This is a genomic window from Thermoplasma sp., assembly GCF_008709555.1.
Taxonomy (GTDB): domain Archaea; phylum Thermoplasmatota; class Thermoplasmata; order Thermoplasmatales; family Thermoplasmataceae; genus Thermoplasma.
Map to the genome: position 1 here is coordinate 22,793 of NZ_VYIJ01000007.1, position 26,366 is coordinate 49,158.

Genomic DNA, 26,366 nt, shown 5'->3' on the forward strand with positions numbered 1-26,366 from the left:
GAGTGTGAGGGCGACCTGCGTAAATTATATTCGCGCGGTGTCATATACGCCAGGAGTGCATAAATGACCTTGGATGATGACGGAAGTCTCCTACCGGCCATAAGGATAAAGGAGGACCCTGAAGATTTTCTGGTTGAGGAGATAGCAGACATTCCCCGGAGAGATGGGGGCAAGTACATAATCATAAGAGCAGAGATCACGGACTGGGACACAAATAAGGTCGTGGAGGCCATTGCATCATCGCTCAGGATAAGCAGGAAAAGGATATCGTATGCTGGCACAAAGGACAAGCGTGCGAAAAAGATACAGTATTTTTGCATAAATGCACCTGTTGATGTAACCAGGATCTCCCTTAACGGTTTCAGGATCCTCGATACATTCAGAAGCGATCACTACCTGAAGCTCGGCGATCTAACCGCAAACCATTTCAGGATCAGATTCCACGGGCCAGAGGATGACTACATAAAGAGGCGTTACGATGCCATGATGGCCAATGGCGGTTTTCCCAACTACTTCGGCCAGCAACGCTTCGGATCAAGGCGCAGGAACACGCATGACGTTGGAAGACTCATAGTCATGGGCAGGTACGAGGACGCTGTCCGCCTATACATCTACGATGATCGCTACGACACAGAGGACTATCGGAAGGATTTTGTTGAGACACTGGACTATGCAAGGGCTCTTGATCAATTTCCAAAGACCCTGAGGTTCGAGCGATCAATCATCGGCTATTACGCTGATCATCGCACTTTCCGCGGTGCTTTTGACGCTCTTCCCAAGAACCTTGCCATAATGTTCGTGCATGCATATCAGTCATACCTGTTCAACAGGATGCTGAGCCTGAGGATAGAGAGATACGGGCTGAATACTGCCATACCTGGCGATATAGCCTTCCCTGTGGATCGATACTTCAACCCTGATCGGAGTAGGCCTGTGGAGGTTAACGAGGTCAACGTTGACAGGATAAACGAGCTCATAAGGAAAGACAGCCTCAGGGTCGCGCTTCCCATAATAGGATCTGAAGTTGGCCCTGATTCAAGCGAGTTCGGAGAGATCGAGAGGAAGGTCCTGGAGGAGGAACACATTGACCAGGCCATGTTCAGGAACGTGGAGTATCCACATCTGTCATCCACCGGGGACAGGCGGATAGTATCGGCAAAGCCAGTTGATTTTTCTGTTTCCGGAGGCATTATGGAGTTCACCCTCGGAAAAGGCATATACGCAACAACGCTCATATCAGAATTCGGGAAAGTCGTCGATTCTGACATTTCGTCAGATGGGTTTTGAAATGACCTCGAACGACCTCTCATTTTTCAGAAAACTTATGAAACCAAGAAATCCACCTATTATTTCAAGCGGGGATATCACGAATATGTAAAGGAATACCAGTATGGCATAATCCATGATGCTTTCCCTGTATATACCCGAGACTTCCCTGTTTATCCGTAGGCCAGATATGTAGAACCATATCCAAAATGAGAGCGTGAATGCCCAAAGGAACAGTACTTCGGGGTTGATCACCGCCATTCGTATCACACCGAGGAAGTGAAGGATCATCAGCACAGGAACGACGTTCTGCACCACCATGCCTATCCAGAAGATGATGCTGTATATCATGAACGCCCTGTATTTTATGGGTATACCACCATAGAAGCTCAGGTTGGAAACATTCAGGAACCAGCGTTTCCTCTGCTTCAGCATATCCCTTATGGTGGTGGGCGACGAACCATATGTTATAGCCGGCATGAACGCTGATTTTCCCGGATACATATAGGCAAAGTTCAGAGCGAAGAAGCTGTCATCTGCAATTGCACGGTTGCCGTTGTCCCAGCCAACTGACTCCTCTATGTCCGATCTGACGAGCATGTTCTCTCCGTGAAGCCCGATCAGCGGCATCTTGATTACGTTCGTGAAGAAGTAAAACCTGGTGAGGTCATCCGTTGGCCTCATGGAATCCGCGTACTTCGTTATGAAGTTCCTGGTAAGGAAATGCGGGAATGACAGTATGCCCTGTGCAAGGTAATACCTGTCCCCATAGCGCATTATATGCTCCGCCACTGCGGCAACGCTCTCTGGGCCTATTGATGTGTCATCGTCAAGATGGTATATCCATGTATTCTTCGATACCAGACCCTGCGCCCGCAGCATCTCTATTGCGTACTGGTTTGCCCTGGATTTAGCCAACGCCCCCTTTCTGGTCCTGTATTCCCTTGGGACTACGGTTATCCTTATACAGCTGCTGCCGCCGTATTTCTTCTCCAGGTATGATCTGGCCTCTGAGTTCTCCTCGATCACGAGATTTATGAACCAGTTTCTGAGGTTTCTTGGCGCTGACGACGTCACAGAGTTTATGACCCTCTCCAGTGCATTTACCACATCCCACCTTGCTATGGACGCTATCTGGAATATTACGGTCTCATCTATGTGACCGCTGAAATCGGATAGCCGGACATTTCTGCTCTTGTAGGCACCAGCAAGGGCTATTATGATTATTGGCAACCCCATTATCCACAGTGCTTCCACGGCATATGTTATTGGACTGGATGAATTGGAAATGAATGTGAACCCTGCTGGGATAAGGAGGACGAGTATGACGGGGATCTGCCAGAAAGTCAACCCCATCCCAAAAGCGCCCTGCCTCAGATTTTGCATTTGATGATGATCGTATGGACATTATATAAATTTTGGCAGATGTTTAACGTTTCCGGCAGACATCCGAGTATACCAGTCCAGAGAAAAAATAAGAATTTTGTCTAATTTCTTAAAATTTTTACTGCTTCAGCTGTTCAAGTATCTTCGGAACCACGGTGAATATGTCGCCTACTATGCCGTAATCGCACTCCTGGAATATCGGTGCATTCTTATCCTTGTTTATGGCTATCACGGTCTTCGAGTTCCTCATTCCGGCGATATGCTGTATCTGCCCGGATATTCCAAGAGCGATGTAGACCTTCGGTGATACCTTCTTGCCGGACAGACCCACCTGCCTGTCCTCGCTGAGCCAGCCGTAATCCATGCAGACCGGCCTAGATCCGGCGATCTCACCGTTCAGCGCCTTTGCCAGTGGTTCGATCTTCGCTATGTTATCTTTGCTGCCTATGCCCCTACCCACTGATACGATGACCTTTGCATCCTCCAGCCTAACGCTTCCACCGGCCTTGCTGACGAATTTGGTTATCTTTATCCTGCTCTGTCCCACTTCGAGATCCCTTGCTTCCGGAGTGGAACCCAGGTCCTTGGCCTCTATGACGCCAGGTGCGACGGTTATGATCCTGGCATCGCTCTCCTCCTCTATGACAGTCTTCCCGCCGAAGAAGAATCTCTTTGTGTGCGTCTTCTGCCCGCTGAAATCAAGGAAGAAGACTTCAGTTGCAGCGTAGAAACCCGTCTTGAACGAAAGGTATCCCGCGATCTCCCTTCCGATCTCAGTTGATCCTATCACTATGTAATCGTAGTTGCCGGCGATCTTCAGTATGCCCTCAGATACTGCATCAAACGGCGTTTCTCTCTTCGCCTTGTAAAGCACATGCGATCCGAGGCCCTTGGCATCCCCCTCTCCAATGAGCACGGAGTCAATATCGCCTTTACCAGAGACCAGCGTGTTGACCTGCCTCAGAAAGTTAATATCGTCCGATACTGTCAGAAACTTCATCTTACCTCCTCCTTCAGAACCTTGACAACCTCGGCGATGCCCTCATCAACCTTCTCGAAGACCTTCCTCTTTCTCTCGCTCTTCGGTGCGAGGTTGGATATCACGTTCACGTTGTTGAAAGACCCGTCAAACTTCTCAGTGCGGATTGGTTTTCTCCCGGCAGCCATTATCTGCAGAACTGGCGGGAGCCTTGGCTCATTTATCTCCTGCGTGACTGAGACAACCACCGGCATCTCAGCCTCCATCTCCACGTTCTCCGCCTCTCCGACCTGAGTTATGCGTACGGTCTTCCCATCTATGGCAATGTTGTTTGCATTACCAAGAAGGGGGATGCCCAGTCCAGCTGAAATGAGGCCCGGAAGCATTCCTGTATACGAGTCAGCAGACTGATCGCCAAGAATGACCATATCGAACTGGATCTGCTTGAGATATGTGAGAATGGCCTTGGCCGTGACCTGCGGATTGCTCCCCTTATAGCCCGTTATGAGGATACCCTCATCCACACCCATTGCATAGGATTCTTTCATCGCAGAGGTCCCAGCCTCAGTGCCGAATATGATCCCGGTCACCTTTCCACCGTTCTTCTCCTTGATCCGTACTGCGGCTTCTATGGCATTCTTGCTAAGATTTTCCAGCCTGTAAGGAATTCCGGTCAGTATTGGCTTCCCCTCGCTGTCTGTCTTCATCTGGTCTATGTCTATAATTTGCTTAATGAGAACAACTACGTTTACCATCATCCTGATATGATTCCGTATCGTATATACGTTTTCAATGGTCTTCAGTTATTTGCCGTCTCGTATGGATCGCTGACCTTGAATATCCTGGGGTTTGTTATTACTATTATTCCTATGACCAGCGCAAATATCGCGAAGGCCATCGCTGTGAGAAAGAGCATTGCACCGCTTACAGCCCACAGTATTGATCCCATGAGCGGCGCTATGACCATTATCGGGTTCCTGAAGAATGATGTTATCTGCCTGAAATCGAAAGCGGACGGGAACTGTGATCGGATGAAACGCCCGGATCCTATGAATGCGACCGGCAGCAGAGAGAGAAAAATAAGGCCGGCAACAAAGGACGTTGGCGACATGAAGCTCATGAGCAGAAGACCTGCCACCAGTATGAGATCCTTTGCTGGATAGAAGAAAGGTATGGAAGGTATTTTCGAGGATTCAAACACGTATACAAGGGCCGCGCCTATTATGATCGCGGCGGCAACAGAGAACATAACCCCGGATCTTGACATGCTGGAACCAAGACCCGCCGATATTATGAACGGGAAAGCTGATCCTATTGATATCCAGACGAATATCTCATCCAGCGAAACTGCAAGCAAAAGAAGCTTCTTCTCAACCGTCCTTATACTCTCCATGGAGTTGAATGGCCTCAGAAAAACCCGGAAGATATCGTACCTCCTGAATCTGCCAGTGGGCCTCTTGAAGAAGAAGAATACAGCAGCGAGGCCGACTGCAAGCATTATGATAGCCATGTATGAGTCCAGGGTATACATCTGCCCTGGAAATACGCCTGCCACTATCAGGCCGATGAACCCTCCCAGACCTGCACCGACCATGAATATTCTCTCGTTCGCGCTTATGGAGATGCTGTTCCTAATTGTGGAATTGTAGAACATCGTGAGCGATACCGTGAATAGGGCAACAGAAACGGAGATCACTGGGACGCTCTGTGATATGTAAACCAATATGAATGCCACGGCCACCATAAGTATGGAAAGTGGAACCGTTATTGCATCTCCTGAACGGTCCACGTACTCGCGCGAAAGCGAATTAAATATCAGGTAGAATATGACTGCTATGGCAAAAAACACGCCCAGGTAATAGAACGGAATACCCCCTTCCCTCAATATGAAGGTGAACGATCCAGCATAGAGTGCCAGCGAAAAGAAGGTTGCGACAACTATGCCGAACCTGATCAGGAAAAGGTTACGATCGTCCGTGGCGGTGCACCTCTTTCAGCATCATATACCCGTTATAAATATATTTCTACGGATTGTTCTTCCTTCTCAACGTATCGCCATAATGCTTAATACAATGCTAACGTTAAATGGCTATGCCTCTACTGGCAAGAACTGGAAGCCTCGCCGCAGGTACCGCGGCTGGCATCCTCTTCCTGATAGCGATGGTGACCATAAGCCCTGTTTCATGGTTCATATCTGGACTGGTTGCAGGCATAGCCTCCAAGGGATCCGGCAGAGGAGCTCTTGCAGCCCTCATCTCGTCACTAGTAACGGTATTCATAATGATCACGCTGACAATAGCTGTGCCATCTTCATTCCTGCAGTCCATATACAGTTCGACAGGAAACAGCTTTGTATACTCATTCGTCAGCTACTCCGTTGACCAGATAAACTCACCGATATCGCCACTCGTCAACAGGATAATAGTTGATTTTACGCTCTTCTCCATAATGGGCGGTGTAATAGGAGGTTCGCTCTTCAGAAATACTATACACGCTGATGAGGTCGTTTCGAAGAAGTGATCCTGCTTTCTCACGTTTAAGACCCGGGAATATAATTCACCCTTTATGCACGCTGCGATCCATGATCCGAGTCCTCAGAAATGCTATGGGTGCCCTTTGATTCAGGTCATGAAAATATGAGAAAAATTAAATCTACTGTTCAATAGAGCTTCCTTGCCGCAGAGTCTATGCCTTCGAATGTCATTGGATGCTGGTGGGCCATTTCTGCGAGGTCCCTGAGACTTAGACCTCTTGAAACTGCAAGTGCAATCTCGTTTATGACGTTTCCAGCGTCATTTCCAATAACGTAGCCGCCTATAACCTTCATCCTGCTGTCTGTGAATATCCTGATCTCTCCATACATTTCATTGTTTATCTGCGCCATGGAATCCGTCTCTATCTGGTAATCTGTCTCCACATAATCGATGCCCATCTTTCTGGCCTGAGATGGCATTATGCCCACATAGGCCATCTGTGGTATGGTGTATACAGTGAACGGTACGGACAGGGGATCGAAATAGTCTGTTGGAACGTTGTTTGCCATGATGTTGTTCGCAGCAACGATTGACTGCCTCTTTGCCGCATGGAACAGCGGCGTTATACCATTGACATCCCCCGTAGCGTAAATGTTCTTTATATTTGTCTGCATGGCCATGTTCACCTTTATTCCATGGCGGTCATGTTCTATGCCCAGTTCGTCGACACCATCCGGAAATACAGGGATTCTTCCTACAGCCATTAGCACTGCCTCTACGTCTATCGATTCTGTATTGCTGTCCGCTCCGAAATTCACCCTGTACATACTTCCGTTCTTCTCTATAGATTTAACTGGCGATGATGTCTTTATCTCTATCTTAGGCAGCAGCGGAAGAAGCTTATCAACCATGGACTTCTCCATGGTGCTCAGTACCCTGTCCAGCATCTCTATGACGGTGACCTTGACTCCCAGTATTGACATGAACGATGCTGTTTCCATGCCTATGTATCCACCGCCTATTATCGCCATGCTCTTTGGGAGCTTTCTTACCCTCGCATTCAGCGCATAGAGATCGGCACTTGTCCATGCCAGATTTGATCCTGGTATCTTCGGCACGAATGTATCTGATCCTGATGCTATTATTATTGAGGAGGCCCTGTATCTTGACGTACCGGTATCTGACGAAACTTCAACCATGTTCTCGTCTATCAGCCTAGCGGTACCCTTGATTATCTTCAAACCGGCCTCCTTCAACTCCTCGTCATGCTGATCATACCGTATCTTCTGCACGCTGTCCTTGTGATCGACGATCTTCCCGTAGTCTATGGAAAAATCCCCGAAATGCCTCATCTTCGCAAGAGTATGAACGGTCTCGATCACCGCCTTCGATGGAACACAGCCTTCAGCTAAGCAGTTTCCAGACATCACACCCTTCTTATCGATCATGAGAACGCTGTAACCTGACTTTTTGAGCCTGAATGCTGCAGGATAGGCAGCGCCCCCTGCACCTATGGTGATGACGTCATATTCTTCCATAATGGTACATTGCAACGTGGGATAAATTTCTTTTTTGTGATATACTATCATGGATATGACGAATATTGTGCAAAGGCATGAAAGATCCTTCAGGAAAATAATTTTATCCAGATTAACAATGCACCGCCATCATGAAAGTATCCGATATAATGACGCCAGATCCCATAACCTACCATGTCCCGAGCTCCATAAACGAGGTCATAAAGGTTCTCATAAAATACAATGTGACCGGTGTTCCAATAACCGATCAGTCCGGTCATTACGCCGGCTTTGTAAGCAGGAGGGATGTATTTGCCAATCCAAGGGAAACCCAGACGGCCATGGTGATGAGGAGATCGAAGGCCGTATACGAAGACGACGACGTCAGGACAGCTGCCCTTGAAATGCTTGCACAGAAGAAGAGGCACCTGACAGTAATAGACAGAGAGGGGCATGTGAAAGGCATACTGACACCACAGAACTTCATGAAGACGATAAAGGACAATTACGGAAATGTAAAGGTGAAGGAGGTAATGAAGGAAACCAGCGTCCCCATATGGTATAAGACACCTTTACCAGCTATACTCACGGTCATGAACGTATCTGGCATATTCTCATTCCCTGTTATAGACGATAATGGGTCATTCGTTGGATTGCTTGTCGATAGGGACATATTCGACAGAATAGATCTCAAATTTGACTCGATACTCAGCGAGATGGGGATCGCGGACGATGAGGATCCATGGTCATGGACAGGACTGCGCAATGTCTTCAAGTACGTCGTAGAACGCGCTGATATAAAGCTTCCAAAGATCTCCGCTGATGAGATCATGGTGAAGAACCCAACGGTTGTCTACGCGAATGACAGGCTTTCTACAGCAGCTGACCTCATGATCAAGTACAACTACAACCAGCTTCCTGTTCTCGATGATTCCCACGGCATATACGGTATGCTCTACGATATAGAGATGCTGGGTGTGTTTCAATGAGCTTCGAGGATGTTATCGAGCTGGCGAAAAGGAGAGGCTTCTTCTGGCCATCATACATGATATACGGCGGTGAATCTGGCTTCTACGATTATGGCCCCCTTGGTACCCTGCTGAAGGACAACATAATAGGCCTATGGAAGAGGGAATATGCACGTGAAGGCGCCATTTTCCTTGATACTCCTGTCATCTCTCCGGCTGACGTGTTCAGGGCCTCAGGGCATCTAGAAAAATTCTCCGACATAGCAGTGAAATGCACCAAATGCGGTACGCCCTATAAATTCGAGAGCCTTATCAAAGGTCTAGGGATAAATGAGATAGCGAAGACTGTTGATGAGGCCTCTGCAATACTTGAAAAATATGATGTCAAATGCCCGAAGTGCGGGGAGAAGCTGAGGAACCCATACGATTTCAACCTCATGTTCCGTGTCGGATCAAATGACCTTTATCTCCGCCCGGAGACTGCGCAGGGCATATTCATCAATTTCAAGAACGTCTACAACTACGCCAGAAACTCGATGCCGATAATCGTGTGCCAGGTTGGCAAGGGCTTCAGAAATGAGATATCTCCAAGGCAGGCCCTCATAAGGATGAGGGAATTCTCTCAGGCAGAGGTCGAGGTCTTCTATCTGGAAAACGAGGATTTCCCGATTCCAGATTCGCATATGGAACTGAATTTGCTGAGGAACACTGGCGAACTCCTGAGGATAAGGGTAAGCGACGCATTGAAATCAGGCGTTGTCGGAAACAGGGTCATGGCTTATTTCCTCAACAAGACATACGATATACTGCTGAAGCTGGGGTTCCAGCCAGACCGCATAAGGGCTAGGGAGCACGACCCTGGGGAAAGGGCACATTATTCATCTGAGACATGGGATTTCGAATACCTGCTCGATGAGGACTGGATCGAGATCGTCGGTGTGTCGGATCGCGGCACCTATGATCTGGGAAGGCATCAGCAGTTCTCCGGCGAGAACTTCCAGATAGATGGCAGGACGCCTAGGGTTATCGAACCTTCCTACGGCGTTGACCGCCTGCTGCTTACGATCATGGACTCATCTTACTACAGGAGGGATAACGGCTACAAGGTACTTCGCCTGGACCCGCACATAGCTCCTTTACATCTTGCGGTATTCCCTCTGCAGAAGAGGGATGATCTGGACAGGATTGCAAGGGATCTGTTCGAAAGAATCAGATCAGTGGACCCGTTCATATTCTACGATGACAGCGGGAACATAGGTAGAAGATACGCAAGGCAGGATGAGATCGGTACGCCATACTGCGTGACCGTGGATTACCAGACAAAGGATGATGAAACTGTTACGATCAGGGAAAGGGACAGCACAAGACAGGTAAGGATCAGCACAGGCGACCTCCTCGAGAGGATAAGATCGTTTCCTGATTCAATCTCTGGCCTATTTTCCAGCTGACCTTACACACCCTTGTTCTTCATTTTCTTCCCATTATCCGCAAGTTCATCATCATCCAGCGGGTGCGCACAAACGGATTCATTTTTCCTCGGTATGCAGAAAATTAATAGCTCGATGCAAATATTCATGGGATGTTTGAAAGGGATCTCCTGAAGGGGAAGGTTGCATTGATCACCGGCGGCGGCACCGGCATAGGATTCAATATAGGAAAGAGATACGGGGAACTGGGTGCATCCATAGCCATATGTGGGCGCAGGGAAAACGTCCTCGCTGAAGCTGTGTCAAGATTCAGTGAGGCCGGCATAACGGCCGATTATCACAGATGCGACGTGAGGGATCCTGCCCAGGTTTCCGAGACCATCGATCACTTCTTGGATAAGTTTGGCGGGATAGACATCCTTGTCAACAACGCTGCAGGCAATTTTGTCTCTCCAACGGAGAGGCTGTCGCCCCATGCATTTGACGCTGTTCTGGGCATAGTGCTTCATGGAACTATATATATGACGCTTGATCTGGGAAAGAAATGGATCAAGACCGGTAGGCATGGCGTTGTCCTGGACATAGTCACGACCTACGCATGGACAGGATCCGGATACGTGGTTCCGTCTGCCGCAGCTAAGGCCGGAGTTCTTGCCCTCGTCCGATCGCTGGCTGTTGAATGGGCAAAGTACGGTATCAGGCATGTTGCCATTGCACCCGGCCCGTTTCCCACCGAGGCAACGCGGAAGAATCTTTTCCCAATACCCCAGATAGAGGAGCGCATTGTTCAGAGAGTGCCGCTGAAAAGGCCTGGCAGGATGGACGAGATAGCAGACCTTGCAGCCTACCTTGTTTCAGATCAGGCTGAATACATGAATGGATCCGTGGTTACAATCGATGGTGGCGAATGGCTGAAGGGGGCCGGGCAGTTCAACCATCTGGAGGATCTCACCGAAGAACAGTGGAAAATTATATATGAAACATCAAGAAAAAAGGACTGAATCAGAGGCCGGAGAACCTGACAACGGCCTCCTTCAATCTTTCATCTGATCCTTCAACAACGTGTTCAGTGAAGCCCTCCACTATCATGTTCCTGGCCGTTTCTTCACCTATGCCCCTGGATCTGAGGTAGAAGAGCGATTGATCATCGATGTTGCTTATCGCTGACGCGTGCTTCGATCTCACATCGTTGTTGTTTATCAGCAGCGCAGGTTTTGTGTTTGCGAACGCCTCCCTTGAGAGCAGCAGTATCCTCGTGTCGTAATAGCCCTCGGCGTGCCTGGCCTGCTCGCGTATATCTATGTTTCCGCGCTGCATCGTCAGGCTCTTATCCCGCACTATTCCCCTTATGTATATGTCTGCAACCGTGTGCGTTCCAATCTGAATTGTATTATCCCTAAGATCCATCTGCTGAAGCGATCTGGTGAAGCTGACGCCTCTCACCTGGTAGTTGGTGTTGTTTCCCTGCTGATATGATTCCGTAACTATAATGGATCTGTCATAGCCATTCTCAGCGTGATAGATCCTGGCCGAAGAATAGTCATCCATGAATGTTCTTATGAATTGAAGGCCAACAACTGTTTTGGGCCTATCCTGAACCTGATTGTACTCAACTGCAGCATTCTTTCCAAGGAATATATATGTGTTGTCTCCTTGGTATCCGTTTCCATTGCCGCTGCCGGAGATCCTCCTGAAAAGCTTCAGCTTGGATCCCTCGTCCACAATGATCATGTTCTTGGCTGCGAATGAAGAGGCTGAAGAGGCATAGTCTTCGATGTCTATTGAAGCCGATATGCCCTTTGGTACGTAGATGAAGATCCCGTCATGGAAGCCAGCGTTTATGAGGAATTCGTACCTGTCGTATACGTACTCTCTTCCTGCGAAATCGTAAACTATGGAGGAATGTTTCTCCTCCGCATCCCGCATAGATGAAACTATCAGGCCCTTCGCATTGTAAACATGGACATGGCCATTCACGATGGCCACGTCCTCTTCCGATCTCCTGTACTCGCCTTCATCATCTTCTGGCCGGCCAAGAACCATCTTCTCTACGAATTCGTCCGTGAACTCCACATACCTCATCCTGGTCGGGCTTTCCTTCCAGACCTGAGGTGGTGTCTTCATGAACTGGATGAAGTTCTCCTGCCTGTATTCATGAAGCCGGTCGTATCCACGTTCATTTATCATGTCGCGTATCTGTTCGATCATCCCACAGCACCCATCTTGCTCATTTCAAGCTTGACCAGCCTGTTCATCTCAACGGCGAACTCCATTGGGATCTCCTTCATGACGTCATCCAGGAAACCCAGCACTATCAGTGAGCTTGCCTCGTCCTCTGACAGTCCCCTGGACCTCAGGTATGTGAGCTCCTCGGTACCGATCTTGCCGACCGTCGCTTCGTGCGTGAAGTTGGCGGTGGGTTCGTATATCTCATCATGCGGCATTGTGTACGATACGGATTCGTCGTTGATGAGTAGGGCATCGCACTGCACATGGCTCTTTGCATTTACAGCGTCCTTGTTTATCCTCACAAGGCCGCGGTATATCGACTTGCCATCGCCCAGAGAAACGCTCTTCGCAATGATCTTTGAGCTTGTGTTTGGCGCCATGTGTATTGCCTTTGCCCCAGTATCCTTAACCGTACCGGACTCCGCCAGTGCGATGTTGAGGTTTGAGGTTGTCGCGTTCCTGCCCCTAAGGTAGGACGATGGATATATCATGGTGATCTTCGATCCAAGGGAACCGCCGACCCACTCCATGTTGCCGTTTTCCTCAACCCATGCACGCTTTGTCGGCATGTTATATACACTCTTGGACCAGTTCTGGACGCTCGTGTACCTACCATGAGCGTTCTTCATGACGTAGTACTCAACTATGGCCGCATGCAGCGAGTCCTTGGAATAAACTGGAGCAGTGCAGCCTTCAAGATAGTGTACACTTGATCCTTCGTCCGCAACGACTATCGTGTGCTCGAACTGGCCAGTGGCCTCCCCATTTATTCTGAAGTAGGTCTGAAGAGGCATATCAACATGCACTCCCCTCGGAACATACAGGAATGCACCTCCGCTCCATACCGCCACGTTCAGGGCAGCGAATTTGTTATCGCTTGGAGGTACCGCCTTGGCGAAGTATTCCTTCACCAGATCCGGATACCTCTTGAGCGCAGAGTCCAGATCCATGAATACAACGCCTTTGTCTTCCCATTCCTTCTTCAGGCTGTTGTATATTCCTTCACTGTCGTACTGCGCTATGGATCCGGCCAGGTACTTTCTCTCCATCTCTGGCACGCCAAGCTTCTCGAACGTGTCCTTTATCTCCTTGGGGACCTCGTCCCAGTTGGTCGCCTTTACCTCGTCTGGGCTGCTGTAATACGTCATGTTCTCCCAGTCTATCCCGGACAGATCCGGGCCCCATGTGGGCACGGGCTTGGACATGAATATCTCATAGGCATGCAGCCTTATGCGCCTCATCCAGTCAGGTTCCTTCTTTATCTCAGATATTTCCTCCACGACCTGCCTGCTCAGTCCCTTCCCCGTAGAGTAAACGGGGTTTATGTTATCGTGGAAGCCGTAATCCAGAGCACCGTTTGACTTAAGATCGTTTATAAGTCGATCTATCTCCTCATCCTTATTAACATACGTTGATTCCATTTATGCCACCTCCTTCAACCAATCATAACCATTCTCCTCAATCTTATCTGAAAGCGATTTGTCTCCGTTCATCGCTATGGTACCGTTTACGAGGACGTGAACGAACTGCGGTTCGATATCCTTCAGTATCCTCTGATAATGCGTTATTATGAGGTAGCCGACATCCCTGCTGAAATACCTCTTAAGCTGCTCGGCCACCATCCTCAGTGCATCCACGTCCAGGCCGGAATCTATCTCGTCCAGAACGATCATCTTGGGCTTCAGTATGAGCATCTGCAGTATCTCGAACCTCTTCCTCTCTCCGCCGGAGAACCCGTCGTTGACGGATCTTGATATGAAGCTCTCATCAAGCCCTACGGTCTTCATGGCCTCCTTTATCCTCTTGTTGAACTCAGAAATCACTATCTTTTCATCCGGATGCAGATGGCTGTACGCTATCCTCAGGAATGTGGATATTCTGACCCCCTCAACGGCCACTGGGCTCTGGAATGCCAGGAACAGCCCAGCCCTGGCCCTTTCCTCGGGCGTTGCGTATGTTATATCCTTGCCATCAAGTATTATCTGGCCACCGGTTATCTTGTAATCTGGATGCCCTATGAGCACGTTGCCCAGCGTGCTTTTGCCGGCCCCGTTTGGACCCATCAGGGCGTGTATTTCGCCACCACCTATCTTCAGGTTGACATCCTTCAGTATCTGTTTATCCTCAACTGATGCAGAGAGGTTTCTGATCTCGAGTATCATAAGCTATCAAGGGAATATACGTTAATACTATTTAAACACTTTTTTGTGTCTAAATTGACTAAATTTAAATAACCATTACGCATTACATATCATATGATATATGACGACATCCTGGGAGCAACGAAGACGACGATACTGGAGAGCCTCAACGTCCAGGACAGGAGCGTCGATGACCTCTCAAACCTTCTCGGGATAAACAAGACTGCCGTCAAAGAGCATCTGGAGTATCTCGAGATGCGTGGTTATGTTTCCTCTTACTTTCAGAGCGGAGGTGCCGGCAGGCCAAAGAAATATTACAGACTTACAGATAAGGGGATTTCGCTCTTTCCTAAGAAGTACATAGATTTCGCCAAACTCCTTCTGGAAGAGGCGGAGAAGGTCATGGGCACTGAGAGGATGAATGCTATACTTGAGAGGATAGCATCCAGGATGATATCCGATACAGGATGGCTCGCCGAAGATCTGCGTTACAAGCCTAGAGAGGAGAAGATAAAGAAGATTCAGGAATACGTTTCAATGCTGAACATTCTCGGTTACAACGCAACGCTTGACATTTACAGCGACAGGGTGATCATATCCAGGCACAACTGCATATTCTACGATCTAGCGAAGACAAACAACAGGATAATATGCAATTCTCTTGGAAAGGATCTCATAGTGCAGTCGCTGAACGCAGATTTCGAAATAACCGAGAAGATCAGCAATGGATCGAGCAAGTGTGTTATTGAGGTTAAACTGTGAGGTGTTTGTGGAATGGTGACAAAGGAAGAGGTACTGGAAGCCCTGAAGGCCGTGGCCGATCCAGAGATAGGCTATGACGTCGTAAATCTTGGTCTGGTGTACGACATTCAGATAAACGGCAACAGGGTGTATATAAAGATGACGATGACGGCACCGACCTGCCCTGTGACTCCGTGGATACTGAGCGAGGCGCAGCAAGTTGTGGAGGAACTTCCCGGCGTTGAGGCATGCGATATAGAGCTTGTGTGGGACCCGCCATGGAACCCAAAGATGATGAGCGATGAGGCAAAACAGGCCCTGAATATTGATTACTGATCGAATTATCGAAGGCAATCATATCTTTAAATACTATTTAAATATAAACCATCTGATAACTTATGAGTGAGAGAGAAAAGATCACCATAGAGAATATAGTAGCATCAACATCACTTGCGGAGCATCTGGATCTTAGCAGGATCGCGCTCGCCCTCGATGGATCTGAATACGAACCGGAGCAGTTCCCCGGCTTGATATACAGGCTTCAGGAACCGAAAACAGCTGTGCTTATCTTCAGGAGCGGTAAGGTAAACTGCACGGGAGCGAAGAACATAGAGGACGTGAAGAGAACAATAAGGATCATAATCGACAAGCTCAAGGCAGCCGATATCGAAGTATATGATGATCCAGAAATAATAGTGCAGAACATTGTGGCTGTTTATGACCTTGAATCGGAGCTGAACCTCACCGACATCGCCATGTCGCTTGGCCTTGAGAACGTGGAGTATGAACCAGAGCAGTTCCCAGGACTTGTTTACAGGGTGGAAGAGCCGAGGGTTGTTCTCCTTCTGTTTGGTTCCGGTAAGGTTGTGTGCACCGGTGCGAAGGAGGAGAGCGAGATAGAACAGGCCGTCATAAAGGTAAAAAAGGAGTTGCAGAAGGTCGGCCTGATATAGTTTTAGTAAAGGTCATTTCGAAACAGATCGCGATGGCGATCTGTAACTAAAAAATGTATACAGAATCTGTTCCCTATTAGTATAAAATGCAATTTCAGGTTGCAGATTTCTGGCCAGAGGCATCCATACCCTGATCGTCGATCAGGTTTTCTCTGATTATTATGGCAATATCCTTGACCTGTACCTTATCCTCGACGTTCATGGTCCTTGCCGCATCAGATAGCATTGCGTTGCAGAATGGGCATGCCACAGCCACGCTGGATGCGCCAGTCTTGAGCGCCTGATCCATCCTTATATGGCTTATGGATTTCTCGTTATCAACCCTGTACCAGTAGTTGCCTCCTCCTGCACCGCAGCAGAAGCTAGAATTCCTTGATTTCTCCATCTCGACAAGGTTCGCGGATGATGAGACGATGAACCTGGGATCATCGTAGACTCCATTTCCACGCCCAAGGTAGCATGGATCGTGGTATGTCATGATCGTTTCAGAGTTCTTCACCTTCAGCCTCCCCTCACGTATAAGCTGCGCCAGAAACTCCGAATGATGGATGACTTCTGCCTTTAGCCCGAACTCCGGGTATTCGTTCTTGAATGTGTTGTAGCAGTGCGGGCAAGATGTGACGATCTTCCTAACCCCGTACCTATTGAACGTCTCTATGTTTCCAGTTGCCAGAGTCTGGAATAGGCCTTCCTCGCCCATCCTCCTGGCGGTCTCGCCCGTGCATTTTTCTTCAGAACCAAGGATCCCGAACTTCACACCGGCCCTCTTCATGAGATCCATAACAGCAATGGCGGTTTCCTTGGCCTTGGGATCGTAGGCGCCCATGCATCCGACCCAGTAAAGTACCTCCTTGTCCTCTGAGTACTTTTCCGCGTACTGCAGCAGGTCATCCCTGTCCATTGGCGAGCTTCCAAGCGGATTTCCCGTGTTGTAAAGGTTGGTAAGGTATGTTGTTGTCTCCTTGGAAACCCTGTTCTCCATGACCAGGTTGCGCCTAGTTTCGGTCACGAAATTGTAGGGCCTTATGAGAACAGGGCATTCTTCCACGCAGGCCATGCAGGTGGTGCATGACCATGCGGCGTTCTCTGTAAGTATGACAGGCACGATTTCCGTATCCGTACCAACAGTCTTCTTGAGGTTCTGCACCACGGCCCTTGGATCAAGCCCTGTGCCGGAGGCGTATGCTGGACATGCCCTTTCACAGCGACCGCAGTCTGTACATGCCATGGCCGCTGTCACGTACTCCAGAGAAAGCTCCTTCACATTCTTCGCCCCGACCTTCACCTCGTAGTTCCCTGAGGCCATGACCTCGGAGAGTATGAAAGGCGTACCTATGTACGAATTGCCGCGTATGACCGTCTTCGTTGCATGCGTCGGGGATAGCAGGGAATGGAAGAGCTTTGAGTATGGAAGGTAGAGGGCCACAAGGAATGCGGTCAGAATGTGGGCCATCCACAGGCCGCGATATACGGCTATGCCTGCCGGGCTTAAGCTTCCATACGGGAATATATAGCTCAGGTACCATTCCACGAACCTGTAAACATCAAATGACTCCCTGAAGAGCGCTATCTTCAATGCGCCAAGGAAGAATCCCTCAAGCGCAAGTATCAGTATGCCGGAGAGCAGTATGTAGTCCTCGGAGGTTGTGTGCATTGATACGAAGTTCGTTGCCCTCCTGGCTATGGCCATTATCAGGCCTATTATGAGGATTATGCCGCCTATCTGCGTGAATACCTCGAATATCAGGTAAAATGTTCCATAGAGTATCCCGACGCCTATGATAGGCTTCAGTATATCATGGGATAACGCGATAAGTGCTGTGGCTATGAAGAGTATGACGAAGCCGTAGAATATGAACAGGTGCATGATGCCTGCATACCTGTTCTTGACTATTTTCCTCTGGAATATGGCGTAGCTGAAGAACTGCTTCACCATCCTCGGAAAATTGGATATAAGATATGACCACATCACCCTATAGTTGATTCCCTTCTTCGAATAGGATCTGTACCACATATAGATGTCGAATATGGCAACCGGAAATGATATTGAATAAAGTATTATGAGCTCTGGAATGGGGATGAATACCAGCGTTGGGCTTACGGGTATGGCCATATTCGAATATGGGCTATGCGTATTTTAACCTTCTTTAACACATTCAGTTTCCATCACGCTGGCTGAACCTCTTCACTGCACCACGCGCTGCCATCAGGAATCCAAGCCCGATGATTCCAGATACCAGAACGAATATGAATGAGATGCTCATATTATATGAAAATATCAGGGCAAATATGGTGCTCCCGACGAAGCCTGAGATGGATTTTCCCGTGTAGAAAACGCCGTTGTTGGCGGTGGAGAACCTCGTACCGAACACATCGCCTATGTATGCGAAGTACAGGGATATCATCGATCCTCCAAAGAATCCTATGAAAACTATGGCTGGAACGTAATCCCTCATGACAAGGAATGCCGAACCGGCTATTATGAAGACATCGATTATGATGACGCTTGCTGATCTGCCGATCATGTCCGATAACCACCCCATCATAGGCCTGCTTATTCCGCTGAGAAGTGGAAACAGCGATACTAGTACGGAGAACTCGAACAGCGGCAGATGGCTGCCTATGTAACCGAAGGATGACGAGATAACCAGCAGAGGAACTGACCCGAAGACAAAGGAGATGTAGAGGATCCAGAATGCCGGGTTGGATAGGTTACGCCTCGGCCTCCCGCCCGTGAGGTTCGTGCCAGGATACCTTGTCATATAGAGAAGAACGGGCATCATGACCATCTCCATTATACCTATGATCAACATCGGCGTCCTGAAACCGGCTGCATGGACAAGAAACACATTGGCAACGCTCGATCCGAGCCCGAAGCCCAGGGAGACTATTCCCACCGCAAGCCCCCTTATATCGCTGTACCATTTCACGGCAAGGTTAGTGGCTATTCCGTAGAGTATACCTTCACCTATGCTTCCCATGGCCCATATGACGTAGAATTCGTAGATCGATCTGGACAGGGATCCTCCAAGAAAACCCACTGCGGAAAGTACTGCAGATATGACTCCTATCCTTGCAGGGCCGTCTTTGTCCGCAAAATATCCGCCCACGCCCTGAAACGTGGTCGAGAACACCGTGAATATGGTGAAGGCAACCTCAACGTAAACGGTTGTTGTGTGAAGGCCTGAGGCTATCATGGGCTCAAAAACGTTCCATGAGTACTGGTAAAGCGAGTTCATGGACATAACGACGAGCGCTATGACAAGATATCCCCGTTTCACGAAACTTCAATGCAATGTGTGTTCTAATTATTTGCCTTGATGCCATGAAATTCGACATTTTGCTGCATGTATCAATAAAAGATATTGATGCGAGCATTCTCCCTGCATGCCAGATTTCAAACGCGAAAAGGCAAACATTTATCTGTCCTCTCAACGTTGTATCTGCATGGACGATCAGAACCTTCTGCAAACAATAAAGAACGCCGACATGAAGTCCGTAGAGGGAGCTTCCGATGAACTCTGGGATTACAGGGATCAGTACTACAGGAATGCACTGATGATCTCAGCCATGTACGGAAGGACTGATCTGATCGAGTTCTTTGCAAGAAAGTACGATCATGTGGATGACAGGGACATAGAGGGCAACACGGCGTTGATGTGGGCCGTGCGCAATAATCGCATTGAGTCGGCCCGGAGCATCATCTCCATGAAATGCAGTGTGGACTTGCCTGACAATTCCGGCAACACGCCTCTGTGCTGGGCCATAATATTCGGATACACCGATATGGTTAAACTTCTGATCTCGTCCGGATCAAACATCAATGTTAAGAATGCTGAAGGGGATACGCCGGCAATACTTGCAGCCAAATACGGCAGGGTGCAGTGCCTGAAGATGTTGATCGAGGCTGGCTGCGATCTGAAAGCCAGAAACAATACAGGCCAGAACGTCTGGAGAGCTGCAGAAGTTTTCGGAAGAAAAGAGATATCAGATCTTCTTGGATCATCTTTAAGATAGAGGTGCTCAGGATGGCTGATGAGATGCATGTATATGAAGGCGATGTCTCCTGGATAGACGACAGGCGTACCGAGGTCTCGATAGGGGACCGCAGGATAGAGGTTGATTCTCCTCCAGAGTTCGGCGGGCCAGAGGGCCAGTTGTATCCTGAAACGCTGTTTCCAAGCGTATTGGCTTCATGCCTTCTCACAACATTCCTTGAGTTCAAGGACAGGATGGGTATAAATCTGAAGACATGGAACAGCCACGTCACTGCAGAGCTTGGGCCATCTCCTGAAAAGGGCTTCAAGTTTCACCGGATCCGGATACATGTGAAGATAGGCGTAAACGATGAGGACAAGGAAAAGATACCCAGGGCAATGCAGCTGGCGGAAAAGTACTGCTTCATATCCAGAGCGATAAGAAATAACGTTGAGGAAATAGTGGAATACGAGTTCGTGTGATGATCACAAGCTCTTCAGGAAGTCTACAGTTATTCTCACGAACTCATCTGGCTTTTCAATATACACAGGGTGTCCGGAACCGTCAACGATCTCCAGCCTTGATCCGGGTATGATGGAAGCATATTCCCTTGAAAGCGATATTGGTACGACATGGTCCTTTGACCCCCAAACCAGAAGCGTCTTCTGCGTTATCCTCTTCAAATCATCCCTCATGGATTCAACCCATGCCGGCGCAACCGCTATCACACCCTCAATCATCTCCGGGTACTGCAGCGCAGTCATGAGGACCATTCCACCACCCATCGATGCACCCAGTATGACCGATCTATCGATGCCGTTCGCCTTCAGGTAATCGTGTATGAACAGTGCCGCATGATCAAGATCCCCCCTTGCTATTCCGTACCTTTCTGATCCAGACGATCTTCCGAATCCTGGGTAATCTGGGGCATAAACGTTGTATCCAACCTTCGAATAATTGCTGAAGAGGTCAGCCCTATCCCAGTCCATGGATGTGAATGAGTATCCGTGAAAGAGTGCTATATTCTTCTTGTTTCCCACCAAGACCTTCTTCCTGTGGAAAACCTTTGTCCCGTTGATATCAATAAATCCTTCCTCTACTTCCATGATCGTGTATCCGGACTTCTGATTTCAATGATTCTATTTCATTGTTCATGAATAATTCTGGCTGTTTTCCCAGAACAATGATTTCTATTATCAGATGCTTGCCAGATCCCTTTTCAGCTCCTCTTCGTCTTCCCTGTAGCCATAAACGTAAAGATAACGTCTCTCTATCGCGGAGTTGAGGGCATTGACCAGTGGTGATGATTCCTCGCCTGTGGCTATTTTGCCCTCCAGAAGAACGCCAACCTGTGTCTTCAGCCTCTCCTTTCCCCTGAAAGAGAGCGGTGGTATCACGTCCACTATGAACCTGTCCGATAGTGTGCCTTCAATATCCCTTTTGAGGCTTTCCTCGTATTTTACCTTGTAAAGAACCTTCATGAGCCTGCGGTTGAGTATGTTCTCCATGATGTCCCTTGATCTCGGGTCTGAGATGAGCAGATGCGTCAGTTCCTGATCATTCATCATGTATGTGTCGTAGGCCTCTGACAATACGGCTGCCCTCTCAAGCATCCTATTGGCTATCCTGCACGTCTTGTGGAAGTAAACTGCCTGATACATGAGAAAGCGTGATATGAGAAGGCTTTCGATATCGGAAAGGCCCTTCTCCTCAACCACCATCATGTTATCATGGACGGCGGATACGCTGATTACGCGTGCGGGATTGACGAAGCCTATCGAGACCCCGCAGTAGAATGAGTCCCTCCGCAGGTAATCAAGCTCATCGGCGTCTATCGGGCCACTGACTACCTCGGACAGCACATTCTCTTTGCCTTCCAGGATCCTGATGACCTTTCGGGCATCAATGGAATGCCTTTCAAGTATAGACGGTATTTCGCTCTCGCGTTCACCGTTTATGATCTTTATTCCCTCGCCCAGGTGATCCACGCGCCCGTTCCTGTAATAAAATTCCTCTATCGTGTGTGAGAATGGGAAATGGCCAACGTCATGAAGCAGTGCTGCAACGAGGGTCTCATCCGATCTTATACCGAGGTGATCAAGATACATGCCAGCCAGATGATATGTGCCAATGGAATGTTCGAACCTCGTGTGGTTGGCGCTTGGAAAAACCAGATAGCAGAGGCCGAGATTTTTAATGTACCTCAACCGCTGGAAATCCACGGTATCCATTATTTCGAGTATGGCACCCGACGCGCGTATTGGCCCAAAGACCGGATCCTGCACTATCTTTGAATTCATGTCCATCAGAAGCCAGACACACCCGGTTCGGTCTGGGCGTCCTGTCAGGTACCCCCTGTTTCCTCTCACCCCCGCACCCCTCCAGCATCGAGAGTCCAAGGTGTCGTTGCTCCCTTCCGGGCCTGGCGCGTTCCCCTGGCAGGCCATAGACGCGTTCTCCTTTGAGATCGTGCCTATGGGCCTCCGATCCAGAGGGACAGGAGATCATTGATTCCGCAGGGCCTGGCAGAAACCCAGGTGGTCTCACCGGGCTGTCGCCCCCGCATCTAGACTTCGGGTACAGGGGACGCCTAACCCCCCGGCCAAGTCTGGCAATAACGATATAAAAGAACCGGTAAAAAGCTTATGCATATGATTGGATATAGATATGCATGGATCTTTACAAGGAAGGAGAAGAGAAGTTTGGTCCTGTTTCATCATACTTCTACGGGATGATATCAAACCATTTCCTGCGCGATCTATACGCCATCATCGTTGACGACGTTGGAAAGTTCAAGCCATCAGCGATCCTTGATGTTGGTTCCGGCACAGGAACAGCGGATTATTTCATAGCGTCCGCCTTCCCCGATGTGTCCATTGACTGCGTCGATCCATCTCCGTACATGCTGAGCATTGCAAGGAAAAAGCTATCAAGGTTCGGAAATAGGATAAGAACAGAACTGGGCAGCAGCAGATCTATACCTTTTGATCGGAAATACGATTTCATATTCACATCGATATCTTTTCACCACTGGAAATGCAGAGAGGACGGCCTGCGGAACATGGCGCGGTATACCTCTAGGAAGGGTGTTGTAGCAGTTTACGAGTACTACAGGCCAAATCTGAGGAGCTTCCACAGGGCAGCCGGAAAACATGCGCTCACGATGGAGGATGTGGAGAGGCTGAACATAGAAGGTTTCACAAAGAAATATGAGATAAAGGGGGAGATGATGAGGATATTGTTCGAAAGGCTGTGATCTATTTCCTTTCCGTGGCAGGTATTTTTGAATAGTACCTGGAAGCAAAGTCGTTTTTATTGCAGAGTATGCCTCCAGATACCCTGCTTATCAGGTATATGGTCAAATAAGAGACGGTGAAGACGAACGCTGCAACGGCCATTATTCCCAGTACCTCTATCCCAAGCTGATGGACAGCTGCTATGCCGCCTCCGAAGAAGATCCCGTTGGGTAGATTGCCGTTTCCTGAGAGAAGGGCATATGAGTGTTGCGTGAAGAATGCTATCATGATCACGCCGAACAGACCTCCAGTGAAATGCCCTGGCATCAACCCAACCGGATCCGAGAACCATTTGAACCTTGAGAAGTACCTCTCCGCATATACGAAGATCGGGCCTGCTATTATTCCAAGTATCAGGGCGCTGAAAGGCGAAACAAAGCCTGCCAGAGGCGTTATCACTATGAGCCCCATCAGTATGCCATTGACCGCATTGATTATGCCGCCGGTTTCTCCATTGACAAAATAACTAGAGGCGAGCGTTGAGAGCATCGCTGCGAAAGCTGCTATGAACGTCGTGGCAACCACTATCAGCGTATCATATGAGAAGGCCAACACGCTTCCTGGGTTGAAGCCAAACCAGCCCATCATGAGGAGAAGTATTGACAATGTGAGCATTGTATCGTTTATCTGCATTTTTTCCCTAGCGCTCTCCTTAAGGCCATTTCTCCTCTCTTCCTGCCATATCCTAACCATTAGGGCCAGGCCAGCAAACCCTGCGGCGCCATGGACCACGAGACCTCCGGCGAAATCCCTCATACCAATCCTGTACAGCCATCCCGTTGGATTCCATATCCAGGCAGCTGGGAGGTTGTATATAATCACAAAGTACACTATTGAAAATGCTACGAAGGAAGACATCTTCATCTTCCGCAGAACGATCACGGAGACAAGCGCCAGCGTAACGGAGGCGAAAGCTGTTTCAAACATGAAATATGTGATGCCAAGAAGCCCAGTATCGAAGTAAGAGGAAGCCGTCGACCACCATACCTGTGAGAATATGGACGTGGATGATCCTATAGAACCGAGGAATAGCCCTGGCGAATAGAACGGGTTTCCTATGATACCATAGATCGTTGGAGCAAATGCAGTGTTAAATCCGATTGCAGCCATCACTATGAAGGCAATCCCTGTTATGAGTATCGTTTTGTAGAGACTCCTCTTTAACTGTTCACCCAGCTCTCCAACCTCAAGAAATCCGACCGCAATTGTCATCAGAAATACAAGGAAGGCCGCGAACAAAACCCAGAAGTTATTGATAATATTTACCGACATATTATAGTGTAGCATTTATAAATAAAATAATTTTTCCTGAGAATGATTTGCATTTCACAGGAAAATAATTGCCGTGTTAATATATTCAATGGAAATATTTCTCAATGCCACCATTAATGTTCATGAATATTTCGCGGATATACATGCTCCCTGAGTCCTATTCAATGACGGATCGAACGTAATCATGGAACAACCCGAATTCCTCACAGCTAAAGATAATGCAGCGATATATCCCTAGTTAATATATCATTTTATTCCTTATAATGAATCATCCGCCATGCTTGAAATCAGGATACAGCGCCATTCCTCCATCAACGAGCAGTGTTGTACCTGTTATGTATGAAGCAAGATCGCTTGCCAGGAACACCGCAGCCTGGCCTATGTCATCAACCTCGCCCAGCCTCGGCATGGCTATCTTGTCCAGCAGGTCTTTGAGCGACTCAGGATTGCCCCAGACATCTTTATTTATGGGCGTCTTTATGGCTCCCGGCGCTATGGCTACAACCCTGATCCCGTAGTCCGAAAGCTCCTGTGCAAGGGCCTTCGTGAACATGGACAATCCGGCTTTTGCGCTGCTGTATGCCGTGTAACCTGACCAAGGAACGTATTCGTGTACCGACGTTATGTTTATTATCACGCCGCTCTTCCTTGGCTTCATTCTCTTAACAGCCTCCCTGGCGCAGTAGTACGGCCCCATGAGGTTTACCTGTATGACCTTCTCCCAGTCCTCAGGAACATCGTCGCCCACAAGTTCCCGTTTGCCGTCTATGCCTGCATTGTTAACAAGTATATCTATGGGCCCAAAGCTGCTGTCTATTTCGGAGAAAAGCTTCATAACGTCATCCTTCTTCGAAACATCGCCGTAGAAGGACATCGCAAAACCACCGTCTTTCTTTATCTCGTTAACGATCTCATCAGCCCTGTCCTTTCCGCTGTGGTAGTGAACAGCTACCTTTGCACCTGCTCTGGCCATGTACTTCGCTATGGCAGCTCCGAGGCCAGAGCTCGACCCTGTGACCAACACTATCTTTCCGGTAAGATCTATGATGACCTTACTCTTTTTATCCAAATCCATGGCATATGCATCGCATCTTAGGATTAAGCAGTATTCATGGTACGACAAAATTGCTACAAATGGCTGCCCGCTCAACAGCGTCATAACCTATATTTTACAGACTTCATGACCACCTAACTTTTATATAACGAATTTGGATAGCCTGACTGGGCCCGTGGCCTAGCTAGGATAAGGCACCGTCCTTCTAAGTCGGGAATCGTGGGTCCAAATCCCACCGGGCCCGCTTCTTTTCCATTTTATCAACAACATAAGGCTATGATCTGAGCAAACCCTGATCCGTTGCATTTCCAATCCGACAACGCGCAGGCACATGATATTAAATCCTAGAAAATATGCCAGAAACATGCCATACTATGTGATTACGACTTTTGACGATCCGGAAATGGCAAAGAAAATAGGAAGAGAAGCCGTGGAGGCGAATCTAGCAGCATGCGTCAGCATCATTCCGGCCCTGACGTCCATATACAGGTGGAAGGGAAGCATAGATGAAAACGAGGAGGTCATGTGCCTGTTCAAGACGGTCGACGAGAAGGTGAGCGATCTTGAGGAGTTCATAAGAAAGGAACATACATATGAAGTACCGGAAATCGTCTCTATGAAAATGGACAGGATCAGCGAAGATTACAGGGCGTGGCTCGTGGATTCATGCAGGGTAGAAGAATGA

At 48.5% G+C, this 26,366-nt stretch carries 26 protein-coding genes, 1 tRNA gene and 1 other RNA gene; 13 read left to right on the forward strand and 15 right to left on the reverse strand.

Annotation, left to right across the window (positions count from 1 at the left end; translation table 11 throughout):
• Window positions 1-63 precede the first annotated feature (63 nt).
• Window positions 64-1,287 carry a tRNA pseudouridine(13) synthase TruD gene (gene truD, locus F6Q11_RS03955; RefSeq protein ID WP_297026424.1) on the forward strand — a complete coding sequence of 408 codons (1,224 nt, stop codon included), beginning with the start codon at window positions 64-66 and terminating at the stop codon, window positions 1,285-1,287.
• On the opposite strand, the gene F6Q11_RS03960 is transcribed toward truD, so the two are convergent.
• The 4 genes from F6Q11_RS03960 to F6Q11_RS03975 form a co-directional block, all read right to left on the reverse strand.
• Window positions 1,273-2,652 carry a glycosyltransferase family 2 protein gene (locus tag F6Q11_RS03960; RefSeq protein WP_297026426.1) on the reverse strand — a complete coding sequence of 460 codons (1,380 nt, stop codon included), beginning with the start codon at window positions 2,650-2,652 and terminating at the stop codon, window positions 1,273-1,275. The two genes, truD and F6Q11_RS03960, sit on opposite strands and share 15 nt — an antisense overlap.
• Window positions 2,653-2,770: 118 nt before the next feature.
• The gene (locus F6Q11_RS03965) at window positions 2,771-3,652 is read right to left on the reverse strand and encodes an electron transfer flavoprotein subunit alpha/FixB family protein (protein ID WP_297026427.1); all 882 of its coding nucleotides are present in this window, start codon (window positions 3,650-3,652) and stop codon (window positions 2,771-2,773) included.
• On the reverse strand, window positions 3,649-4,389 hold the full coding sequence (locus tag F6Q11_RS03970; protein ID WP_297026429.1) for an electron transfer flavoprotein subunit beta/FixA family protein: 741 nt from the start codon (window positions 4,387-4,389) through the stop codon (window positions 3,649-3,651). Before F6Q11_RS03970 ends, F6Q11_RS03965 begins: the two co-directional genes overlap by 4 nt.
• 41 nt (window positions 4,390-4,430) lie before the next feature.
• Window positions 4,431-5,516, reverse strand: a complete 1,086-nt coding sequence (locus F6Q11_RS03975; RefSeq protein ID WP_297026431.1) for an MFS transporter permease — start codon at window positions 5,514-5,516, stop codon at window positions 4,431-4,433.
• 206 nt (window positions 5,517-5,722) lie between these two features.
• Between F6Q11_RS03975 and F6Q11_RS03980 the strand changes: the two genes are divergently transcribed.
• Window positions 5,723-6,151: a hypothetical protein gene (locus F6Q11_RS03980; RefSeq protein ID WP_297026433.1), complete on the forward strand. Its 429-nt coding sequence runs from the start codon at window positions 5,723-5,725 to the stop codon at window positions 6,149-6,151.
• Between the two features lie 139 nt (window positions 6,152-6,290).
• Here the strand turns inward: F6Q11_RS03980 and F6Q11_RS03985 are convergent, their stop codons facing one another.
• Window positions 6,291-7,643, reverse strand: a complete 1,353-nt coding sequence (locus F6Q11_RS03985; RefSeq protein WP_297026435.1) for a dihydrolipoyl dehydrogenase — start codon at window positions 7,641-7,643, stop codon at window positions 6,291-6,293.
• Window positions 7,644-7,774: 131 nt separating this feature from the next.
• Between F6Q11_RS03985 and F6Q11_RS03990 the strand changes: the two genes are divergently transcribed.
• From F6Q11_RS03990 to F6Q11_RS04000, 3 genes are all read left to right on the forward strand, one after another.
• Window positions 7,775-8,611, forward strand: coding sequence for a CBS domain-containing protein (locus tag F6Q11_RS03990; RefSeq protein WP_297026438.1), 837 nt, complete (start codon window positions 7,775-7,777; stop codon window positions 8,609-8,611).
• Window positions 8,608-10,038, forward strand: a complete 1,431-nt coding sequence (locus F6Q11_RS03995) for a glycine--tRNA ligase (RefSeq protein ID WP_297026439.1) — start codon at window positions 8,608-8,610, stop codon at window positions 10,036-10,038. Before F6Q11_RS03990 ends, F6Q11_RS03995 begins: the two co-directional genes overlap by 4 nt.
• Before the next feature lie 131 nt (window positions 10,039-10,169).
• Window positions 10,170-11,018 carry an SDR family oxidoreductase gene (locus F6Q11_RS04000; protein WP_297026443.1) on the forward strand — a complete coding sequence of 283 codons (849 nt, stop codon included), beginning with the start codon at window positions 10,170-10,172 and terminating at the stop codon, window positions 11,016-11,018.
• 1 nt (window position 11,019) lies between these two features.
• Here F6Q11_RS04000 and sufD read toward each other — a convergent pair whose 3' ends face one another.
• From sufD to sufC, 3 genes are read right to left on the reverse strand one after another with little or no spacing between them, the layout of a single operon-like run.
• Window positions 11,020-12,225: a Fe-S cluster assembly protein SufD gene (gene sufD, locus F6Q11_RS04005; RefSeq protein WP_297026445.1), complete on the reverse strand. Its 1,206-nt coding sequence runs from the start codon at window positions 12,223-12,225 to the stop codon at window positions 11,020-11,022.
• Window positions 12,222-13,667: a Fe-S cluster assembly protein SufB gene (sufB, locus tag F6Q11_RS04010; RefSeq protein WP_297026447.1), complete on the reverse strand. Its 1,446-nt coding sequence runs from the start codon at window positions 13,665-13,667 to the stop codon at window positions 12,222-12,224. Before sufB ends, sufD begins: the two co-directional genes overlap by 4 nt.
• A complete protein-coding gene (sufC, locus tag F6Q11_RS04015; protein ID WP_297026449.1) occupies window positions 13,668-14,408 on the reverse strand; it encodes a Fe-S cluster assembly ATPase SufC in 741 nt (246 codons plus the stop codon). It lies immediately after the preceding gene.
• A 93-nt stretch (window positions 14,409-14,501) separates the two neighbouring features.
• Here sufC and F6Q11_RS04020 point away from each other — a divergent pair, with 93 nt between their 5' ends.
• The 3 genes from F6Q11_RS04020 (at window position 14,502) to F6Q11_RS04030 (ending at window position 16,081) form a co-directional block, all read left to right on the forward strand.
• Entirely contained in the window at window positions 14,502-15,149 is a 648-nt protein-coding gene (locus F6Q11_RS04020) for a metalloregulator ArsR/SmtB family transcription factor (protein WP_297026451.1), read from the forward strand.
• 12 nt (window positions 15,150-15,161) lie between these two features.
• Window positions 15,162-15,464 (forward strand): metal-sulfur cluster assembly factor, encoded by a 303-nt coding sequence (locus F6Q11_RS04025; RefSeq protein WP_297026453.1) that lies wholly within the window; start codon window positions 15,162-15,164, stop codon window positions 15,462-15,464.
• A 62-nt stretch (window positions 15,465-15,526) separates the two neighbouring features.
• Entirely contained in the window at window positions 15,527-16,081 is a 555-nt protein-coding gene (locus F6Q11_RS04030; protein WP_297026455.1) for a TATA-box-binding protein, read from the forward strand.
• A 94-nt stretch (window positions 16,082-16,175) separates the two neighbouring features.
• Here the strand turns inward: F6Q11_RS04030 and F6Q11_RS04035 are convergent, their stop codons facing one another.
• Together F6Q11_RS04035 and F6Q11_RS04040 are read right to left on the reverse strand one after the other, a co-directional pair.
• Window positions 16,176-18,194 carry a (Fe-S)-binding protein gene (locus F6Q11_RS04035; protein ID WP_297026457.1) on the reverse strand — a complete coding sequence of 673 codons (2,019 nt, stop codon included), beginning with the start codon at window positions 18,192-18,194 and terminating at the stop codon, window positions 16,176-16,178.
• A gap of 43 nt (window positions 18,195-18,237) precedes the next feature.
• Complete coding sequence (locus tag F6Q11_RS04040; RefSeq protein WP_297026459.1) at window positions 18,238-19,362, reverse strand: OFA family MFS transporter; 1,125 nt, start codon at window positions 19,360-19,362, stop codon at window positions 18,238-18,240.
• 166 nt (window positions 19,363-19,528) lie between these two features.
• Here F6Q11_RS04040 and F6Q11_RS04045 point away from each other — a divergent pair, with 166 nt between their 5' ends.
• Window positions 19,529-20,098, forward strand: a complete 570-nt coding sequence (locus F6Q11_RS04045; RefSeq protein WP_297026461.1) for an ankyrin repeat domain-containing protein — start codon at window positions 19,529-19,531, stop codon at window positions 20,096-20,098.
• Window positions 20,099-20,109: 11 nt separating this feature from the next.
• A complete protein-coding gene (locus F6Q11_RS04050) occupies window positions 20,110-20,541 on the forward strand; it encodes an OsmC family protein (protein ID WP_297026462.1) in 432 nt (143 codons plus the stop codon).
• 3 nt (window positions 20,542-20,544) lie between these two features.
• Here the strand turns inward: F6Q11_RS04050 and F6Q11_RS04055 are convergent, their stop codons facing one another.
• The 3 genes from F6Q11_RS04055 to ffs all read right to left on the reverse strand — a co-directional run bounded on the left by F6Q11_RS04055 (window position 20,545) and on the right by ffs (window position 22,673).
• Window positions 20,545-21,165, reverse strand: a complete 621-nt coding sequence (locus tag F6Q11_RS04055) for an alpha/beta fold hydrolase (protein ID WP_297026464.1) — start codon at window positions 21,163-21,165, stop codon at window positions 20,545-20,547.
• A 90-nt stretch (window positions 21,166-21,255) separates the two neighbouring features.
• Window positions 21,256-22,365: an HD domain-containing protein gene (locus tag F6Q11_RS04060; protein ID WP_297026466.1), complete on the reverse strand. Its 1,110-nt coding sequence runs from the start codon at window positions 22,363-22,365 to the stop codon at window positions 21,256-21,258.
• 4 nt (window positions 22,366-22,369) lie between these two features.
• Window positions 22,370-22,673: signal recognition particle sRNA (ffs, locus tag F6Q11_RS04065), an RNA gene on the reverse strand.
• Window positions 22,674-22,730: 57 nt separating this feature from the next.
• On the opposite strand from ffs, the gene F6Q11_RS04070 reads away from it, so the two are divergent.
• Window positions 22,731-23,315, forward strand: a complete 585-nt coding sequence (locus F6Q11_RS04070; protein WP_297026468.1) for a class I SAM-dependent methyltransferase — start codon at window positions 22,731-22,733, stop codon at window positions 23,313-23,315.
• A 1-nt stretch (window position 23,316) separates the two neighbouring features.
• On the opposite strand, the gene F6Q11_RS04075 is transcribed toward F6Q11_RS04070, so the two are convergent.
• Both F6Q11_RS04075 and F6Q11_RS04080 read right to left on the reverse strand, forming a co-directional pair.
• Complete coding sequence (locus tag F6Q11_RS04075) at window positions 23,317-24,627, reverse strand: ammonium transporter (protein ID WP_297026470.1); 1,311 nt, start codon at window positions 24,625-24,627, stop codon at window positions 23,317-23,319.
• Between the two features lie 268 nt (window positions 24,628-24,895).
• Window positions 24,896-25,702: an SDR family oxidoreductase gene (locus F6Q11_RS04080; RefSeq protein WP_297026471.1), complete on the reverse strand. Its 807-nt coding sequence runs from the start codon at window positions 25,700-25,702 to the stop codon at window positions 24,896-24,898.
• A gap of 148 nt (window positions 25,703-25,850) precedes the next feature.
• On the opposite strand from F6Q11_RS04080, the gene F6Q11_RS04085 reads away from it, so the two are divergent.
• Window positions 25,851-25,925 (forward strand) — tRNA-Arg (locus tag F6Q11_RS04085).
• Window positions 25,926-26,012: 87 nt separating this feature from the next.
• Window positions 26,013-26,366, forward strand: a complete 354-nt coding sequence (gene cutA, locus F6Q11_RS04090) for a divalent-cation tolerance protein CutA (RefSeq protein ID WP_297026474.1) — start codon at window positions 26,013-26,015, stop codon at window positions 26,364-26,366.

Excerpts from the sequence above, each read along its gene's own strand:
- F6Q11_RS04030 (WP_297026455.1), top strand. The coding sequence starts at position 15,527 with ATGAGTGAGAGAGAAAAGATCACCATAGAGAATATAGTAGCATCAACA.
- F6Q11_RS03995 (WP_297026439.1), top strand. The coding sequence starts at position 8,608 with ATGAGCTTCGAGGATGTTATCGAGCTGGCGAAAAGGAGAGGCTTCTTC.
- F6Q11_RS04075 (WP_297026470.1), bottom strand. The coding sequence starts at position 24,627 with ATGTCGGTAAATATTATCAATAACTTCTGGGTTTTGTTCGCGGCCTTC.
- F6Q11_RS04070 (WP_297026468.1), top strand. The coding sequence starts at position 22,731 with ATGGATCTTTACAAGGAAGGAGAAGAGAAGTTTGGTCCTGTTTCATCA.
- F6Q11_RS04045 (WP_297026461.1), top strand. The coding sequence starts at position 19,529 with ATGGACGATCAGAACCTTCTGCAAACAATAAAGAACGCCGACATGAAG.
- F6Q11_RS04060 (WP_297026466.1), bottom strand. The coding sequence starts at position 22,365 with ATGGACATGAATTCAAAGATAGTGCAGGATCCGGTCTTTGGGCCAATA.
- F6Q11_RS04035 (WP_297026457.1), bottom strand. The coding sequence starts at position 18,194 with ATGGCCATACCCGTAAGCCCAACGCTGGTATTCATCCCCATTCCAGAG.
- truD (WP_297026424.1), top strand. The coding sequence starts at position 64 with ATGACCTTGGATGATGACGGAAGTCTCCTACCGGCCATAAGGATAAAG.
- F6Q11_RS04055 (WP_297026464.1), bottom strand. The coding sequence starts at position 21,165 with ATGGAAGTAGAGGAAGGATTTATTGATATCAACGGGACAAAGGTTTTC.
- F6Q11_RS03960 (WP_297026426.1), bottom strand. The coding sequence starts at position 2,652 with ATGCAAAATCTGAGGCAGGGCGCTTTTGGGATGGGGTTGACTTTCTGG.
- F6Q11_RS04080 (WP_297026471.1), bottom strand. The coding sequence starts at position 25,702 with ATGGATTTGGATAAAAAGAGTAAGGTCATCATAGATCTTACCGGAAAG.
- sufC (WP_297026449.1), bottom strand. The coding sequence starts at position 14,408 with ATGATACTCGAGATCAGAAACCTCTCTGCATCAGTTGAGGATAAACAG.
- F6Q11_RS04000 (WP_297026443.1), top strand. The coding sequence starts at position 10,170 with ATGTTTGAAAGGGATCTCCTGAAGGGGAAGGTTGCATTGATCACCGGC.
- F6Q11_RS03970 (WP_297026429.1), bottom strand. The coding sequence starts at position 4,389 with ATGATGGTAAACGTAGTTGTTCTCATTAAGCAAATTATAGACATAGAC.
- F6Q11_RS03965 (WP_297026427.1), bottom strand. The coding sequence starts at position 3,652 with ATGAAGTTTCTGACAGTATCGGACGATATTAACTTTCTGAGGCAGGTC.
- F6Q11_RS03985 (WP_297026435.1), bottom strand. The coding sequence starts at position 7,643 with ATGGAAGAATATGACGTCATCACCATAGGTGCAGGGGGCGCTGCCTAT.
- cutA (WP_297026474.1), top strand. The coding sequence starts at position 26,013 with ATGATATTAAATCCTAGAAAATATGCCAGAAACATGCCATACTATGTG.
- F6Q11_RS03990 (WP_297026438.1), top strand. The coding sequence starts at position 7,775 with ATGAAAGTATCCGATATAATGACGCCAGATCCCATAACCTACCATGTC.
- F6Q11_RS04025 (WP_297026453.1), top strand. The coding sequence starts at position 15,162 with ATGGTGACAAAGGAAGAGGTACTGGAAGCCCTGAAGGCCGTGGCCGAT.
- sufD (WP_297026445.1), bottom strand. The coding sequence starts at position 12,225 with ATGATCGAACAGATACGCGACATGATAAATGAACGTGGATACGACCGG.
- sufB (WP_297026447.1), bottom strand. The coding sequence starts at position 13,667 with ATGGAATCAACGTATGTTAATAAGGATGAGGAGATAGATCGACTTATA.
- F6Q11_RS03980 (WP_297026433.1), top strand. The coding sequence starts at position 5,723 with ATGCCTCTACTGGCAAGAACTGGAAGCCTCGCCGCAGGTACCGCGGCT.
- F6Q11_RS04050 (WP_297026462.1), top strand. The coding sequence starts at position 20,110 with ATGGCTGATGAGATGCATGTATATGAAGGCGATGTCTCCTGGATAGAC.
- F6Q11_RS04020 (WP_297026451.1), top strand. The coding sequence starts at position 14,502 with ATGATATATGACGACATCCTGGGAGCAACGAAGACGACGATACTGGAG.